General features: G+C 66.3%; 17 protein-coding genes. 14 read left to right on the top strand and 3 right to left on the bottom strand.

Features of this window, described 5'->3' with window-relative positions; genetic code table 11:
- Positions 1-34: 34 nt before the first annotated feature.
- Positions 35-1,222 (top strand): DUF418 domain-containing protein, encoded by a 1,188-nt coding sequence (locus ABEA50_RS21000; protein WP_345497297.1) that lies wholly within the window; start codon positions 35-37, stop codon positions 1,220-1,222.
- Between the two features lie 49 nt (positions 1,223-1,271).
- Here the strand turns inward: ABEA50_RS21000 and ABEA50_RS20995 are convergent, their stop codons facing one another.
- Both ABEA50_RS20995 and ABEA50_RS20990 read right to left on the bottom strand, forming a co-directional pair.
- On the bottom strand, positions 1,272-1,769 hold the full coding sequence (locus ABEA50_RS20995) for a carboxymuconolactone decarboxylase family protein (RefSeq protein WP_345497296.1): 498 nt from the start codon (positions 1,767-1,769) through the stop codon (positions 1,272-1,274).
- A complete protein-coding gene (locus ABEA50_RS20990; RefSeq protein WP_345497295.1) occupies positions 1,766-2,845 on the bottom strand; it encodes an NAD(P)H-dependent amine dehydrogenase family protein in 1,080 nt (359 codons plus the stop codon). The genes ABEA50_RS20995 and ABEA50_RS20990 overlap by 4 nt, the downstream gene beginning before the upstream one ends.
- A gap of 118 nt (positions 2,846-2,963) precedes the next feature.
- On the opposite strand from ABEA50_RS20990, the gene fabG reads away from it, so the two are divergent.
- The 5 genes from fabG to ABEA50_RS20965 all read left to right on the top strand — a co-directional run bounded on the left by fabG (position 2,964) and on the right by ABEA50_RS20965 (position 7,415).
- Entirely contained in the window at positions 2,964-3,716 is a 753-nt protein-coding gene (gene fabG, locus ABEA50_RS20985; protein WP_345497294.1) for a 3-oxoacyl-ACP reductase FabG, read from the top strand.
- A gap of 42 nt (positions 3,717-3,758) precedes the next feature.
- Positions 3,759-4,628, top strand: coding sequence for a carbohydrate ABC transporter permease (locus ABEA50_RS20980; RefSeq protein ID WP_345497702.1), 870 nt, complete (start codon positions 3,759-3,761; stop codon positions 4,626-4,628).
- Positions 4,618-5,439 (top strand): carbohydrate ABC transporter permease, encoded by an 822-nt coding sequence (locus ABEA50_RS20975; RefSeq protein WP_345497293.1) that lies wholly within the window; start codon positions 4,618-4,620, stop codon positions 5,437-5,439. The genes ABEA50_RS20980 and ABEA50_RS20975 overlap by 11 nt, the downstream gene beginning before the upstream one ends.
- Entirely contained in the window at positions 5,436-6,707 is a 1,272-nt protein-coding gene (locus ABEA50_RS20970) for an ABC transporter substrate-binding protein (protein WP_345497292.1), read from the top strand. The genes ABEA50_RS20975 and ABEA50_RS20970 overlap by 4 nt, the downstream gene beginning before the upstream one ends.
- Positions 6,708-6,983: 276 nt before the next feature.
- Positions 6,984-7,415, top strand: a complete 432-nt coding sequence (locus tag ABEA50_RS20965; RefSeq protein ID WP_345497291.1) for a hypothetical protein — start codon at positions 6,984-6,986, stop codon at positions 7,413-7,415.
- A 63-nt stretch (positions 7,416-7,478) separates the two neighbouring features.
- On the opposite strand, the gene ABEA50_RS20960 is transcribed toward ABEA50_RS20965, so the two are convergent.
- A complete protein-coding gene (locus ABEA50_RS20960) occupies positions 7,479-8,102 on the bottom strand; it encodes a GntR family transcriptional regulator (RefSeq protein ID WP_345497290.1) in 624 nt (207 codons plus the stop codon).
- A 186-nt stretch (positions 8,103-8,288) separates the two neighbouring features.
- Between ABEA50_RS20960 and ABEA50_RS20955 the strand changes: the two genes are divergently transcribed.
- From ABEA50_RS20955 to ABEA50_RS20920, 8 genes are all read left to right on the top strand, one after another.
- Positions 8,289-9,137: an ABC transporter permease gene (locus ABEA50_RS20955; protein ID WP_345497289.1), complete on the top strand. Its 849-nt coding sequence runs from the start codon at positions 8,289-8,291 to the stop codon at positions 9,135-9,137.
- Positions 9,134-9,877 carry an ABC transporter ATP-binding protein gene (locus tag ABEA50_RS20950; protein ID WP_345497288.1) on the top strand — a complete coding sequence of 248 codons (744 nt, stop codon included), beginning with the start codon at positions 9,134-9,136 and terminating at the stop codon, positions 9,875-9,877. The genes ABEA50_RS20955 and ABEA50_RS20950 overlap by 4 nt, the downstream gene beginning before the upstream one ends.
- 25 nt (positions 9,878-9,902) lie before the next feature.
- Positions 9,903-10,976, top strand: coding sequence for an NrtA/SsuA/CpmA family ABC transporter substrate-binding protein (locus tag ABEA50_RS20945; protein ID WP_345497287.1), 1,074 nt, complete (start codon positions 9,903-9,905; stop codon positions 10,974-10,976).
- Between the two features lie 9 nt (positions 10,977-10,985).
- Positions 10,986-12,350: an LLM class flavin-dependent oxidoreductase gene (locus ABEA50_RS20940; protein WP_345497286.1), complete on the top strand. Its 1,365-nt coding sequence runs from the start codon at positions 10,986-10,988 to the stop codon at positions 12,348-12,350.
- A complete protein-coding gene (locus tag ABEA50_RS20935) occupies positions 12,347-12,829 on the top strand; it encodes an OsmC family protein (RefSeq protein WP_345497285.1) in 483 nt (160 codons plus the stop codon). The genes ABEA50_RS20940 and ABEA50_RS20935 overlap by 4 nt, the downstream gene beginning before the upstream one ends.
- 35 nt (positions 12,830-12,864) lie before the next feature.
- The gene (locus tag ABEA50_RS20930; RefSeq protein WP_425577680.1) at positions 12,865-13,140 is read left to right on the top strand and encodes a type II toxin-antitoxin system Phd/YefM family antitoxin; all 276 of its coding nucleotides are present in this window, start codon (positions 12,865-12,867) and stop codon (positions 13,138-13,140) included.
- On the top strand, positions 13,137-13,394 hold the full coding sequence (locus ABEA50_RS20925; protein WP_345497283.1) for a Txe/YoeB family addiction module toxin: 258 nt from the start codon (positions 13,137-13,139) through the stop codon (positions 13,392-13,394). Before ABEA50_RS20930 ends, ABEA50_RS20925 begins: the two co-directional genes overlap by 4 nt.
- A 187-nt stretch (positions 13,395-13,581) precedes the next feature.
- Positions 13,582-14,691 (top strand): hypothetical protein, encoded by a 1,110-nt coding sequence (locus tag ABEA50_RS20920; protein ID WP_345497282.1) that lies wholly within the window; start codon positions 13,582-13,584, stop codon positions 14,689-14,691.
- Positions 14,692-14,793: the final 102 nt, after the last annotated feature.

The following is a 14,793-nucleotide window of genomic DNA, read 5'->3' as shown; positions in this document are numbered from 1 at the left end:
TACGTGAGAAAGTATATGGCTTATAGTTTTAGTCGTGACCGATACCGCACCTACTGTTCGGGCTGGAAGAACCGCCCGCGTCCACGACGTCGACGCGCTGCGCGGATTCGCGCTCCTGGGCATCTTCGCCGTGAACATCACGTTCATGGCCTCGGCTTTTCCCAGCAATCTGATCAACGATCCCGCCTACGGATCCTGGCTCGACGAGGCGGCGCGCTTCGTGGTGTCGGTCCTGTTCTCGATGAAGTTCTACCTACTGTTCTCGTTCCTCTTCGGCTACAGCTTCACCTTGCAGATGGATGCGGCCCAGCGCGCCGGTGCCGAGTTCGTGCCGCGAATGCTGCGGCGCATACTCGGGTTGTTCCTGCTCGGCGCCGGACAGATCGTGCTGCTCTACGGCGGTGATGTGCTCACCACCTACGCCGTGGCCTGTCTGGCACTGTTGGCGATGTTCCGCGTCCGTGACCGAGTCGCGCTGCGCGTCGCGGGCATCCTCTACGCCGTGGTACTGGGCCTGATGATCCTCAGCGTGCTCATGTTCGACCCGACGACCCTGCTGCCCGATCACGCGGAGGCGCTGGCGAATTCCCTCGCGCAGAACCAAGCCATGCTCGGTTCCTTCGGCGACATCGTCGGCCAACACCTCGACGGCCTCTCACTACTGGTCCTGCAGGCGCTGACCATGCAGGGCCCGACGGCACTGGCGATGTTCCTGCTCGGCATGGTGGCCGGACGACGCCAGCTCCTGGCGAATCTCACCGGCGCCGAACCAATTCTGCGGCGCCTCCAGGTAATCGGGTTCCCGATCGGTCTACTCGGCGCGGTGACGTTCGCACTACTCGGCGGCGACGGTAACGGCACCGCCGCCCTCATCAGCGTGGCCACTGCCCCACTGCTCACCGCCGCCTATGCGGCGACCCTGCTGCGTGCTATGCACAGCACCCGATTCGCCTGGCTACGAAGCGCACTCGCACCAGCGGGCCGTATCGCGTTGACGAACTACCTACTCCAAGCACTGATCGGGCTGGTGCTGTTCACCAGTGTCGGATTCAGCCTCGCGGGCAAGGTATCGCCCCCAGGACTGCTGGTGCTCACGTTCGTGATCTTCGTCGGACAGTTGCTGGCCAGCGTCTGGTGGACGCGTACGCACCGCTACGGGCCCGCCGAGTGGGCACTGCGCTGGCTGACGAACTGGGAGCGGCCTCGCACATCATCGCGGTAGTGCGGATCGGTCGGTAGCGGCAGGGAGATCGCCTGCTACCGACCGTGATTCACGAATGGCTGCCGGTCGCGTGTCCCGGCAGAACACACGCCGTGTCGAGACCGAGGACGCGATTGAGTCGTCCGAAGGCCAGCCAGGAACCGATGCTCATGCTCAGTTCCACCACCTCGGCCTGGGTATACGCGGCGAGCATGCGGGTCCAGAACTCGTCATCGAGGTGGTGATGGTCGATGGCGTAACGCTCGGCGTATTCGGCGGCGAGCCTGGTGCGTTCGTCGAAGGCGTCCGTGGTGCGCCACGCGGTCACCGCATCGGCGAATTCCGGTTCGACCTCGACTCCCTCGCGGTCGGTGCGCCAGTCCTGGCAGAACAGGCAGCCGTTGATCTGCGCGATACGCAGCCTGGCCGCCTCGAATTCGCGCAGCCCCAGCGTCGAGTGCGCGTACACCGACATCGAGAACTTCCCGGCGGCGACACCGATTCCCGGCACCATCTCGCCCCACACATAGCCGATCGGGTCTTTGCCCTCCGGCACATCGATGATCATCGTGGTCTCCTTCCCAGCTTGCCGAACGCGGGGCGCAGCGGGACGTCCACCGCGTCGTAGAGTCCGGGCTCGGCCGCGGCGAGCCAGTCGATGGCCGAGACGAGTCGTCCTACCGCGGTGGCGTTCCCACCCGCGGCCCGATTGCCGCCTTCGTCGGTGGCCTCGACGGTGACCTCGACGCGTGGACTGCCCTCGATGATCACCCGATGCGCGCCGTCGCCGTTCGGTGGTGTCGGCCAGTCCGGCGCGCAGCTCGGATGGATACGGGTGACGTGTTCGATCACCAGCAGCGACTCGCCGTCGACCACGCCGTGCACCTCGAACCGCACCGCACCCTGGGTGCCCTCGACGAACTCCCCCATCGACGCGGTAGCGACGGTGTTGTCCAATCGCCGCCGATCACAGGTCTCGCGAATCTCGTCGATCCGCACACCGAGCGCGCGCGCCATCAGCCGAATCTGCCCGCCCCACACCATGGTCGGCACGCCCGCCGCGAGCATCGGCGGCTGATAATCCAGCGGCTGACCCATGCCGACCAGATAGCGGACCGAATCGGGTTGGTCATAGGTGGAGTAGTCGAAGATCTCCTGGCATCTGATCGACTCGATCGTCCCGCCGAGCCCACTCATCAGCAGCGGAAGTACATCGTTACCCCAGCCGGGATCGACGCCCGAGACGAACAGCGACCCGCCACCGTCCGCTATCGCCGCGAGCACCGGGTCACGCACCTCGGCGGGTGCGCTGCGCGGGTCGTAGAGGGCATACAGCGCGGGACTGACGACGATCGCGCCCGCGCGGATCGCCAGGACGATGTCGGCCAGCGCCTCGTCCGGGCGGATATCGCCGGAGGCCGCGTACACCACCGCGCGCGGGCCGGCGGCCAGTGTCGCGGCGATATCGTCGCTGGCCGCGATTCCCAGCACACGATCGAGACCACTCAGCTCCCCCGCGTCCCTTCCGACCTTTTTTGGATCGTGCACGAGCACCCCGCTGAGGGCTAGCGCGGGATGGGCCTCGACGGCCCGGATGGCGGCCCGGCCCACATTGCCGGTGCCCCAGACCACCGTGGAGATCATCCTCGCCAGCGTAGCAAGCGCTTGGTCGATAATGCGGCGAAATCGGACCGGCGCGGGGCGCCCCGCCGCACCGTGCGGTAAGACTTGTTCGACGTCCGACCGACGAAGGGATGTGCTCATGGCCGAGCGAGTTGCAGTAGTTTCCGGTGCCGCACGCGGAATCGGCGCCGCGGTGGCGAAACGATTGGCGAGCGACGGGTTGGCCGTCGGCGTGCTGGACCTGGACGCCGCCAGCTGCGCCGACACCGTCAGCGCGATCACCGACGCGGGCGGTAACGCGGTCGCGCTCGGCGCGGACGTGGCGAACGAGGAATCGGTCGCCGCCGCGGTGACCCAACTGGAAGCCGAACTCGGCGCCCCGACCATCGTGGTCAACAACGCCGGCATCCTGCGCGACAACCTGCTGTTCAAGATGAGCGTCGAGGACTGGGATTCGGTGCTCGGCGTGCACCTGCGCGGCGCGTTCCTGCTCACCCGCGCGGTCCAGAAGTACATGGTCGAACAGAAATTCGGCCGCATCGTCAACATGTCGAGCACCTCCGCGCTCGGCAATCGCGGCCAGGCCAACTACGCCGCGGCGAAGGCAGGCATGCAGGGATTCACCAAGACCCTCGCATTCGAGCTCGGCAAGTTCGGCGTGACCGCCAATGCGATCGCACCAGGATTCATCGTCACCGACATGACCGCGGCCACCGCCGAGCGGGTCGGCATGCCGTTCGACGACTTCCAGAAGGCCAATGCCGCACAGATTCCCGTGCAACGAGTCGGGCGTCCCGAGGACATCGCGCACACCGCTTCCTTTCTGGTGAGCGAGGGCGCGGGGTTCGTCTCCGGTCAGGTGATCTACGTGGCGGGCGGTCCGCGCGACTGACGACGCGCGCGGGCGGTAGCGTCGCTGCTCGTGAATCAGCGGATGCGCGACCATCGCAGGACGCGACGGACCATGACGAGCGGTCTGCTGTTGCTGCCGAGCATGATCGGGGTCGGCGCGTTTCTGCTCGTCCCGATCGTCGTCGTGGCGTGGCTGAGCCTGCACAGTTGGAATCTGTTGGGCCCCATGGAATTCGTTGGCCTGCGTAATTGGCGTTCGGTGCTCGGCGACGCGGAGTTCGGCCACAGCCTGCTGGTGACGCTGGCATTGACGGCCATCGTGGTTCCCGCGCAGACCGTGCTCGGATTCCTGGTCGCGGCGGCGTTGGTGCGTCGAGGTGGTGGCACGGGGCTACGGATGGTGTACGCACTGCCATGGATGTGCGCGCCGGTCGCGGTGGGTGTGGTGTGGCAGTGGATCTTCGCGCCCACCGACGGCGCGTTGAACGCGCTACTCGGACATCGGGTCGAGTGGTTGTCGAATCCGGCCCTGGCGTTGCCCTCGGTGGCCGCGGTGGGCGTGTGGGCGAACTTCGGCTATGTGGCACTGTTTTTCGTTGCCGGGTTACGCGCCATCCCCCGCGACATCCTGGACGCGGGCGCGCTCGACGGCGCGACCGGGTGGCTGCGGGTCCGTTTGCTTGTGCTTCCCCTGCTGCGGCCCACCACGTTCTTCGTTCTGGTGACCGGCGTACTCACCACGTTTCAGACCTTCGACACCGTGTACACGCTCACCAAGGGCGGGCCGGACGCGACGACCGACGTGGTGGCCATGCGGATCTTCAGCGAGGCATTCACCGCCGCACGGCCAGGCCGGGCGGCGGTAATGGCGATCGTGGTGTTCCTGGTGCTCCTCACGATCACCGCGGTGCAACACCGCTACTTCCGGGATCGGACCACCTATGAGATCTGAGCACGTGCGCGGCGCGGCGGTCTACGCACTGGTGCTGCTCGGCGCGTTGCTGACGGTGGCGCCGCTGGTGCTCAGCGCACTCACCGCACTGAAGACGCCCCAGCAGTTCGCGCGCGAATCCGCGCTCACGCCACCGCATCCGGTGACCATGGAGAACTTCCACACCGCCTTCGAGCACGGTCTCGGACGTGCGGTGCTGGTGACGGCACTGATGACGGCCTTCATCACCGGCGGTCAGCTGCTCACCTCGATCCTCGCGGCGTACGCGTTCGCGCGCACCCAGTTTCCCGGTCGCGACACCTTGTTCTGGGTGTACCTGGCCACCATGATGGTGCCGCCGATGGTCACGCTCATCCCGCTGTATCTGATGTTCGCGAAACTCGGCTGGCTCAATACCTTCTGGGCATTGGTGCTGCCGTTCATGTTCGGCTCGCCGTACGCGATCTTCCTGCTGCGTCAGTACTTTCGCGCGATCCCCGGCGAGCTGATCGGCGCGGCACGACTCGACGGCGCGAACACCCTGGACATCCTGGTACACGTGATGGTGCCGATGAGCCGACCGATTCTGGCGACGCTCACGCTGATCACCGTTGTCTCGCAGTGGAACACCTTCATGTGGCCGTTGGTGGCCAGCAGCGGCCAGCGCTGGCAGGTGCTCACGGTGGCGACCGCGAACTTCCAGACCCAGTACAACGCGCAGTGGACGCTGGTGATGGCGGCGACGACCGTGGCCATCGCGCCGCTGGTTGTGCTGTTCGTGGTATTCCAACGGCAGGTGCTGCGCTCGATCGCGTGGACGGGAATCAGATGAGGCAGTCCACGCGGGTGGTGTTGGCGATCGTCGTCGCCGCGGTGGTGTTGGTCGCGGCGGCGCTGTGGTCGGGACGCGACCCGGACTCGACGGCGTCGGGGCGCACAGTGGTCGGCCTGCGGGTATGGGACGAGAGTTTCGTGCCGCGTTATCGCGCGTCCTTGGACGAGTTCGAGCGCGCTAATCCAGATGTGCGAGTACGGATCACGGTGGTGCCGTGGTCGTCTTACGAGCAGAAACTGCGCCTGGATCTCGCCGGTGGCACCGCCGACGATCTGTTCTGGAGTAGCTCCTATGCCGAGTACGCCGACGCGGGACGGTTGCTGGAGATCGACGAGTCGCTCGGGCCGCGCCGAGCGTGGGATCCGGCCTCGGTCGCGCAGTACACTCGCGCGGGGAAACTCTGGGCGGTACCGCAATTCGTCGACGGCGGCACCGCCGTGTACTACAACCGCGACCTACTGGCCGCCGCGGGAATCGACCCCGCGTCGTTGAATTCGTTGCGCTGGGGGCCCGGCGCCGACGACAGCCTCACCCCGCTGCTGCGGCGCCTCGCCGCTGTCGCGCCGTCGGCCTACAACGCGGGGCACGACTTCCAATCCGTCGAATTGCCGTATCTCGGTTCGGCGGGTGCGCGGTTTCGCGACGGCCAGGGGGACTTCGTCTTCGACAGTACGGAGGCGATCTCGGCCTTCGAATATCTGGTCGGACTGATCCGCGACGGCCTCGCCCCTTCGCCCGCCGATACCAATACCGACTCCGACTTCGCGAAAAACGCTTTCTTGCAAGGCAAGTTGGCCATGTTCCAATCCGGAACCTTCAATCTCGCGCAGATCGCCGAGCAGGCCGAGTTCGGCTGGGGCGTCGCCATGTTGCCCGAGGGTCCGGCGGGACGCGTGAGTACCAATAGCGCGATCGGCGTCGCGGGCAACACCGACACCGAGCACCCGGAGGCCACGCGGCGCGTGCTGCGCTGGTTGGGCAGCGCCGAGGGCACCCACGACCTCGTCGCGAACGGCGCCACCATCTCCGCGAACGTCGGCCAGCAAGCCGAGTACCGGGACTACTGGTCAGACCATGGCATCGATGTCACCCCTTTCTTCGATGTCCTGCACGGCCCGAAAATCTCCTCCGGCACCGCCCCCGGCCTGAACTCCGCCCTGCGCGCCATCGACCCGATCTTCGGGGAAATGTACGCGGGAAGACTTCCGGTGCCCGAGGCGCTGCCTCGCGCTCGTGCCGCTGCCGAGGACGCGGTACAGAAATAGACCCGGAACGGCGAATGAAAACAGGCGCAGGTCATCGTGTACAAGAATTCGGACAACCGCGCACTCGAGAACGAGCACCGGCTTGCCAACCCGGGGTTCATCTCCGAAATACGCAGCGTAGCTGCTATTCTGGTGCATAATGGCATGGCGAACGACGCTCGGCAACTCCCCAATAATAGGGGCATGGCACGACCAGTCGGGTACGCCTTCGCGCGAACTGTCAAGTCCCCAATTACCCGTGTATACACATTCGGAGAATTCGGTAAATTGTGCGACATGATCGCACGCAAAGGAATACGAGGATTAATCGTCGCGTCGTCGACCGCCGCCGTTCTCGCCGCACCTGGTTTGGCTACAGCGGCGATTATTCCGCCGAGTACGTCGACCATCACCCTCGCAGGCACGACCGTCACCGCGACGGCGAGCGAGATCAGCACCGACCAGCCGGGCGGCACCGTGCAGTGCACGCTGATCATCGACGGCAACGAACAGAGTCCGACGTCGGAGCGCGTTGTAGCCCCTGCGAACTTCACCCTCACCGGCGAGGTCACCGACGGCGACCACCTGGTCATCAACTACTGCGCCGACTACCCCGAGGGCTCCGACACCCCCGCGTCCTACCCGACCGTGGCCTGCGCCATGGTGAGCCTCCCCGCCGCAACGGTGGAGGAACGGCCGAACGACCGCTGTTTCGTACCCGCAGGCTGACGCTGCGCATCACCGCCCACACCGCCCCGAAAGCCCGGACAGTGTCCGGGCTTTCGTCGTTCGCTAGCGCCGCGCCATGGCCGCGATCCGAAGATCGCGGGTGCGCGACTGGTGGGCGATCATCAGCAGGCGGGCCTGTTCGGCGTCGCCCGCGCGCACCGCCGTCAGGATGTCGCGGTGTTCGGTCTCGATCTGTTGCAGATTCGACTCCGCCCGTGCCTCTTTCGCGTCGTAGACCCGCAGCTGGGCGTCGAGCCGGTCCATCAGCTCGGTGATGGTCTGGTTGTGTGCCGCGCTGCGCAGTGCGCCGTGCCATTCGTTGTGCAGTGCCAAACTGGTTCCCGGATCCGGGGATTCGACGGCCTGCTCGAACAGTCGGGTGAGCCGGGCGAGGTCGAGCTCGGTGTGCCTGCTCGCCGCCGAGTAGGCGATCGCGGATTCCAGGGCGATCCGCGCCTCACAGATCTCCAATACTTCCTCCGCGGTGCGTTCGCGCACCCGATAGCCGCGCGGCGCCTGCACCACCAACCCCTCGTAGTCCAGGCGCTGCATCGCCTCGCGGACGGGAGTGCGCGACAAGCCGAGCTCCGCACCGATCGCGGCGGGGACCAGCATGGTGCCCGGCAGATAGACGCCGCTCGTAATGCGTTCGCGCAGTTGCTTGTACGCGGATGACTCTCGTTCCACGGCTGTCCTCTCTTCGGCACAGGGCATGCCGGGCATCACCATTACCAAACAACACCCGCCGGAGTAAAGAGTTTGAATCCATGTGTATACAGATGAAGACTCTCGTGTACAGAAGCTCTTAGGCTCCGGGGCGTTCACACAAGGAGAGAGTCATGAGCATCCCCGCCAGATACCCGGCTTCGCGCCATGCCTGAAGTCCAGGTCGCCACGCGGCCCGCCAGCACACCGGGACCGATCGACCGCGCGCCGAAGGCACGGCGCACCTTCCCCGCGTCGGCGCTGTTGCCCTGGGTGGTCCCGGTACTCTTGATCCTCGCCTGGCAATGGGCGGCCTCGACCGGCGCCATCTCGGCCACGATCCTTCCGCCACCGAGCAAGGTGCTCGCCACAGCCGAACAGCTGTGGAAAGCCGGTGAGCTACAACATCATCTGCTGACCAGCTTGCGGCGCATCGTGCTCGGCTTCACCCTCGGCGCGACAATCGGGCTGATACTCGGCTTCGTCGTCGGACTCTCCAGAATCGCCGAAGGGTTGATCGACCGCACCCTCCAGATGCTGCGTGCGCTGCCCCATCTGGCGCTCGTGCCGCTGCTGATCGCGATGCTCGGCATCGGCGAGGTACCCAAGGTCGTGCTCGTCACACTGGGGGTGATCTTCCCGGTCTACCTCAATACCGTCGCGGGCATCCGCACCGTCGACCCCAAGCTGGTGCAGCTGGGCGAGTCCTACGGTCTCGGACGGGGCGCGCGCATTCGCGACATCATCGTGCCCGGCGCGATGCCGATGATCCTCACCGGTATTCGCTACGCGCTCGGCGTCGCCTGGCTGACCCTCGTCGTCGCCGAGACCATCGCCACCAGCGAGGGCATCGGCTACCTCGCACAGAACGGGCGCGACATGCTGCGCAACGACCGAATCGTGCTGGCCATCCTGCTCTACGCGGTAGCCGGTCTGCTCGCCGACCAGCTCACCCGCGTGCTCGAGGCACGAGTACTGCGCTGGAACCCGCACTACCGCAAGGAAACCCGTCGATGACCGCACCCGTCGGACTCGAGCTACTCGACCTCGGTCACCGCTACCGCGACAAGGTGGTGCTGCGCGATCTCGCGCTGCGCATCGCGCCGGGCGAATTCGTCACCTTCCTCGGCCCCAGCGGCGTCGGGAAGTCCACCCTGCTGCGCATTCTGGCCGGGCTGGAGACGCCGAGCACCGGTTCGGTGCGCCCGCTGGACGCCGCCGAGCACGCCACGTCGCAGAACGTGGTCTCGCGCATGATGTTCCAAGAAGATCGGCTGCTGCCATGGCGATCGGTACTGGACAACGTCACGCTCGGCACCAGGGGCCGGGGTCAACGCGCCCGCGAGCTGCTGCACGCGGTCGGCTTGTCCGAACGCGAAAGGGACTGGCCCGCCGAGCTTTCCGGCGGGCAACGGCAGCGGGTAGCGCTGGCACGGGCGCTGCTGCATCAGCCTGACATCCTGCTGCTCGACGAACCCTTCGGCGCGCTGGACGCGATCACCCGCGTCACCATGCAGCAGTTGCTCGAACGCGTGCTCGCCGAGCGGCCGCGCACGGTGCTGCTGGTCACCCACGACATCGAGGAAGCACTCGTGCTGTCCGACCGGGTCCTGCTGCTCACGCAGGCCGGAATCACCCGCGACCTGCGCATCCCGCAGACGCGCCCGCGCCATCGCGGTGATGCCCAACTCGCCGCGTGGAAAGAGGAGCTGCTCGACGGGCTGCTCGACGCCGACTCCGCGCTCACCACCCCCTGATTCATTCCGAAAGGCTCTCCCCGACATGACTTCCCGTGTCAGACCGGTCCGCACAACGCTCGGCCGCCGCGGCTTCCTGCAAGCAGCGGGGGTCGGCGCGCTCGGGCTCTCGGCCTTCGCACTCGCCGGTTGCGGCGACGACCCCGACGGCCCGCTCGACCAGGTCCGCTACGCCCTGATCGGCGACGGCAAGGCCGAGCCCGGCACCATCCTGCGCAATAATCTCGGCGGCTTCGACCTGCCGGGACAGTTGGGGTTGCCGGTGCAATGGCAGACCGGATTCACGGCGTCGCTTCCGGTGATGGAGGCGATCAAATCCGGCAGCATCGACTTCTCCTTCGCCACCGCGACCGCGGTCATCTACGCCATCGGTGGTGAGGTGCCGATCGTCCCGCTGGTGGCCTACCCGCTACCGCGCAACGAGGTCGATATTCTCGTGCCGCGCGGATCGACCATCAAAACCGGGGCTGACCTGCGCGGACGCAAGGTCGCCGATCAGCGGGGCACCACCGGCACCTACAGCCTGGTGAAGTATCTCGAGACCTACGGGCTCGGCCTCGACGACATCGAGTACGTCAACCTGCCCGCCGCCGACGCGGAGGCGGCATTCGCACAAGGCAAGGTCGACGCCTGGATCAACTGGCAACCCACCATCGAGCTGGCCAAACGCAAGCACGACGCGCTCGCACTGCCCGAGGTGAAAACCTACGACTACGCCTTCTTCGTCGCCAGCGAGCGACTGGCCTTCGACAACCCCGACAAGGCCGCCACCCTCGTACGCGCTGTGCGCGACGCCCAACGCTGGATCGACGGCAATCCCGATACGGCGGTCTCCGCGTTCGCCGATCTCGGCGGCTTCGGCGACAGCGACCTCGAGGAACAGGTGTACCTGGACCTGGTGAAATCGCGACGGCTGTCGTATTCGGGTGCGGGCGATTTCACCGTCGTCGACGACGCCGCCATCGCGGGCACCCAGGACCTCGCCGACAACTTCCACGCGCTCGGCGTCTACCCCGAGCGCGTCGAGGTCACCGGCTGGCTGCGTGACGAACGCTTCGACGCGATCAAGTCCACCCTCACCCAAGCTCTCGCCCGCTAGGACTTCGACATGCCCTCCCCCCACCTGCATCTCGCCGCGTTCGTGACCGCTGGCCCCGGCCGTCCCGGCGGTTGGCGTTACCCCGATTCCGTACCCGGCTGGCTGTCGGCGAAGTACTACCAGAACATCGCGAGAACCTTGGAGGACGCGCGGTTCGACCTCGCCTTCTTCGCCGACATCCTCTCGGTGCCCGACCGTTTCGGTGGCAGCCTCGACTCCCAGCTGCGCAACGGCGCGCTCGGCTCGATGCGCCTGGACCCGCTACACGTGCTGTCGTCCATGGGGGCGGTGACCTCGCATCTGGGCCTGGCCGCGACGGTGTCGACCACCTACGCGCAACCGTTCACCGTCGCCAGGTCGTTCGCCAGCCTCGATCACCTCACCGACGGGCGGGCCGCGTGGAATGTGGTCACCTCCTTCCAGGAGGCGGAGGCGCGAAACTTCAACCGCGACGAGCAGTTTCCGCGCGAGCTACGCTACGAACGCGCCGACGAGTTCCTGGAGGTAACCGGAAAGCTGTGGGACAGTTGGGAAGACGGCGCACTGGTGCTCGACACCGAGACCCCGTTGTTCGCCGACCCCGACCTGGTGCATCCGATCGACCACAAGGGCGAGTTCTTCACCGTGCGTGGGCCGTTGAATGTTCCGCGCCCGCCGCAGGGGTACCCGGTGGTAATCCAGGCGGGTGCGTCGGCCAAGGGCAAGGACTTCGCCGCGCGCTGGTCGGATGTGATTTTCTGTAGCCACGCCTCCCTGGAGTCGGCGCAGGACTTCTACCGCGAGATCAAGGAGCGCGCCGCCGCGCACGGGCGCGACCCGGAATCGGTGAAGATTCTCCCCTCGATCGCGCCGGTGGTCGGCGCGACGTCCGAGATCGCGCGGCAGAAGTACGAGAAGCTCTTCGACCTCGTCCCACCCCTGGGCGGATTGTCCACTCTCGCTTATCATTTGGACGTCGACCTGTCGACCTTCCCGCTCGACGGGCGCCTGCCCGATGTCGAGGTGCCCGGCGTAGAAGGGCACTATCACGAGGTGCGGGAGATGACCGAGCGCGAAGGGCTCACCCTGCGCGAACTCGGCAAACGCTACGGCGGCAGGGTCGAGGGCGGATTCATCGGCACACCGACCGAGATCGCCGACGGACTGGAGCGATGGTTCACCTCGGAAGCGTGCGACGGCTTCATGCTGCAGGCGCCGTACCAGCCGGGCGGATTCGAGGATTTCGCCAGACAGGTGGTCCCCGAGTTGCAGAAGCGCGGCCTGTTCCGCACCGAATACGCGGGCAAAACCCTGCGCGAGAATCTCGGCCTCGCGCGTGTACAGCCCGGCGAATGGCGCCACCGGGTGCGCCGCGATTCGGCGGTCCGAGCATGAACGACACCCCGCCGAGTGCGCCGACCGACACCGACGCCGCGCCGGAACCGGGCGAAGCGCGAGTATCCGGACACACCCTCGCGCACGTCCCCGGGCGATTCCTCCTCAGCGCGCGCACCAATCATCTGGTGACGGACTCGCGTTTCGGCCCCGGCGAATCCATCCAGGCCGGTGAACTGTTGCTCGCCGCGCTCACCTCGTGCGCCATGGCCAACATCCAGTCCAACGCCGCCGCCGAGGATCTCCCCCTCACCGACATCGACGTCCGCGCCGAACACCGTCGAGGCAGCACCGACGTCACCCGCTACGACTACACCACCGTTTACGTCCACCTCACCGGCGTCGACCAACCGACCGCCGAATCCCTCACCACCCGCTTCACCGAAACATGCCCGATCTACAACACCGTCCGCCGAGGCAGCGGCATCGAACTCGTCGTCACGTCCGAGGTGATGAATAGCGCCCAGCGCACGCGATAATTGTACGTAATCACGTACAGCGAACCATGCGACCGATGAGCATCAGCGAAGCACGCGCAAACCTAGCGTCCGTACTGGACAGCGCGACCGAGGACCTCGAGGAGGTTGTCATCACCCGTGCGGGTCACGCACCCGCTGTCGTGATCGCGTTGAGCGAATACCAAGCATTGAAGGAGACCAACTACCTGCTCGGTAGCCCAGCGAACGCACGACATCTGGCGAAGTCGATCGCTGAGCATCGCGGAGGCGACGCGACGCCGCACGAACTCATACCGGCCGAGGAACCGTCCGGCCCGGAGCATGCGGAGTGAAGGTCACTTTCACACCCTCGGCCTGGAACGACTACCTGTGGTGGCAGGGCCATGACAGCCAGCCCGTGAAGCGAATCGACACACTCATCGAGGACATCCGCCGCAATGGCTACGCGGGTATCGGCAAGCCGGAACCGTTGAGCCGGAACCTCTCCGGGTATTGGTCCCGCCGGATCACCAGCGCACACCGGATCGTGTACGCGGTCGAGGACGACAGCGCAACGATCATCGCATGTCGTTACCACTACGAATGAGGTCGCACGACCGCGCAGGGACATGAACCGCAGGCACACGCATGAGCATCGCTGGCGCGCAATGCGTTTCATGACATGTGACTAATGGCGCAAATGAGCAAAAGGGGAGTGAACCGGGCACGCGGACGTGGCTCAGCTGGGACACTTGGACTGACTTTCTGTCCGATCCAGGGGAAGAAGAGCCACCATGACCAGACACGCTCATTATGTCGGCAGCCTGCCAGGGGAAATCATCAGCGGAGGCGACCTCGCCGTGATGCGCTGGTTCGTCGAAAACAGTGCGGGAAAACCGATCACCGCCATACCGTGCGACCTCGATCCCGATTGGCTCGTCGTGTATCTGCGCGAACGCGCGCAGCACGCCGACGTCTTCGAGGCGCACAAGCCGGGCGACTACACCGGTTACGGCGATTTTCCCGACAACCGAGTCCGGCGGGGACAAACGTTGCGGCCGCAGCACGTTTCGATGAACAGGGTCGAGCGCATCGGCCGAGTAGTCGAGAACTTCACGAAGCTGCGCGCCGAACACCCGGAGTTGGCGGACACGAAACTCCAGGTCGGCCTGCCCAATCCGCTCGACGTCTCGATGTTCGTCTTCGCCGGGCGCGCGGTGTCCGGCGGCTTACCCGTCGGCAGAGCGTTCGCGCACGCGAATCTCGTCGTGCGCGCGCTGCGTCATCTGCCGGTGTTCGTCGAGGCGGCGATCACGGAGGTCACCGAGATCCAGCGGCGTTACGGCGATCTGGTGGTGTGGCAACTCGAGTCACCCTTCGCGCTGTTGGCCATGGTCAAGGCGACCCAGCTGCGGTCACGGTGGGCGCTCGGCCCGCTGGTCGCACAGCAGTTCGCCGGGCTACTCACCAGGATGCACGAGACCGGCGCCGAGACCGTCGTGCATCTGTGCTACGGCGACCTGGCGCACGAAAGCCTTTTGACGCCAAGCACTTTGGCCCCCGCGGTGAATCTGCTCGATCGCGCGGCCCGACTACTACGGCAGTCGAAAGTCCCGCTACCTCCGGTTCACATCCCCTGCGCCTACGGTCCCGAGTCGGCGCCGCTGCGCCCCGAGTTCTACACGCCGCTGGGCAAGCTCGACCCCGACTGGCAGCTGATCGCCGGTGTCGTCTCACCGGAGTCGGCCGACGACAGTGCCCGCGCGCTGACACTGTTCGAGCGCGCCGCCCACCGCACCTCCTACGGTGTCGCCACCGCGTGCGGCCTCGGGCGCGGCACGGTGGAGGCCGCCAAACAGGCCGCGGCGACGATGGTCGAGCTCACCGAGGCCGCCCCGGCCTGACGGCGTCTGCCGAGCGAGCCGAATCCGTACGGCCACACCGGGTCCGCGCATTTCGTGATGCGCGGACCGGGCGTCGCCTTACCCTGAACGGACAGGGGCACG

The sequence above is a fragment of the Nocardia callitridis genome (genome assembly GCF_039543305.1).
Taxonomy (GTDB): Bacteria; Actinomycetota; Actinomycetes; order Mycobacteriales; family Mycobacteriaceae; genus Nocardia; species Nocardia callitridis.
The sequence above is the reverse complement of the archived record's forward strand: the minus strand, read 5'-3'. Positions and strand labels throughout refer to the sequence as shown.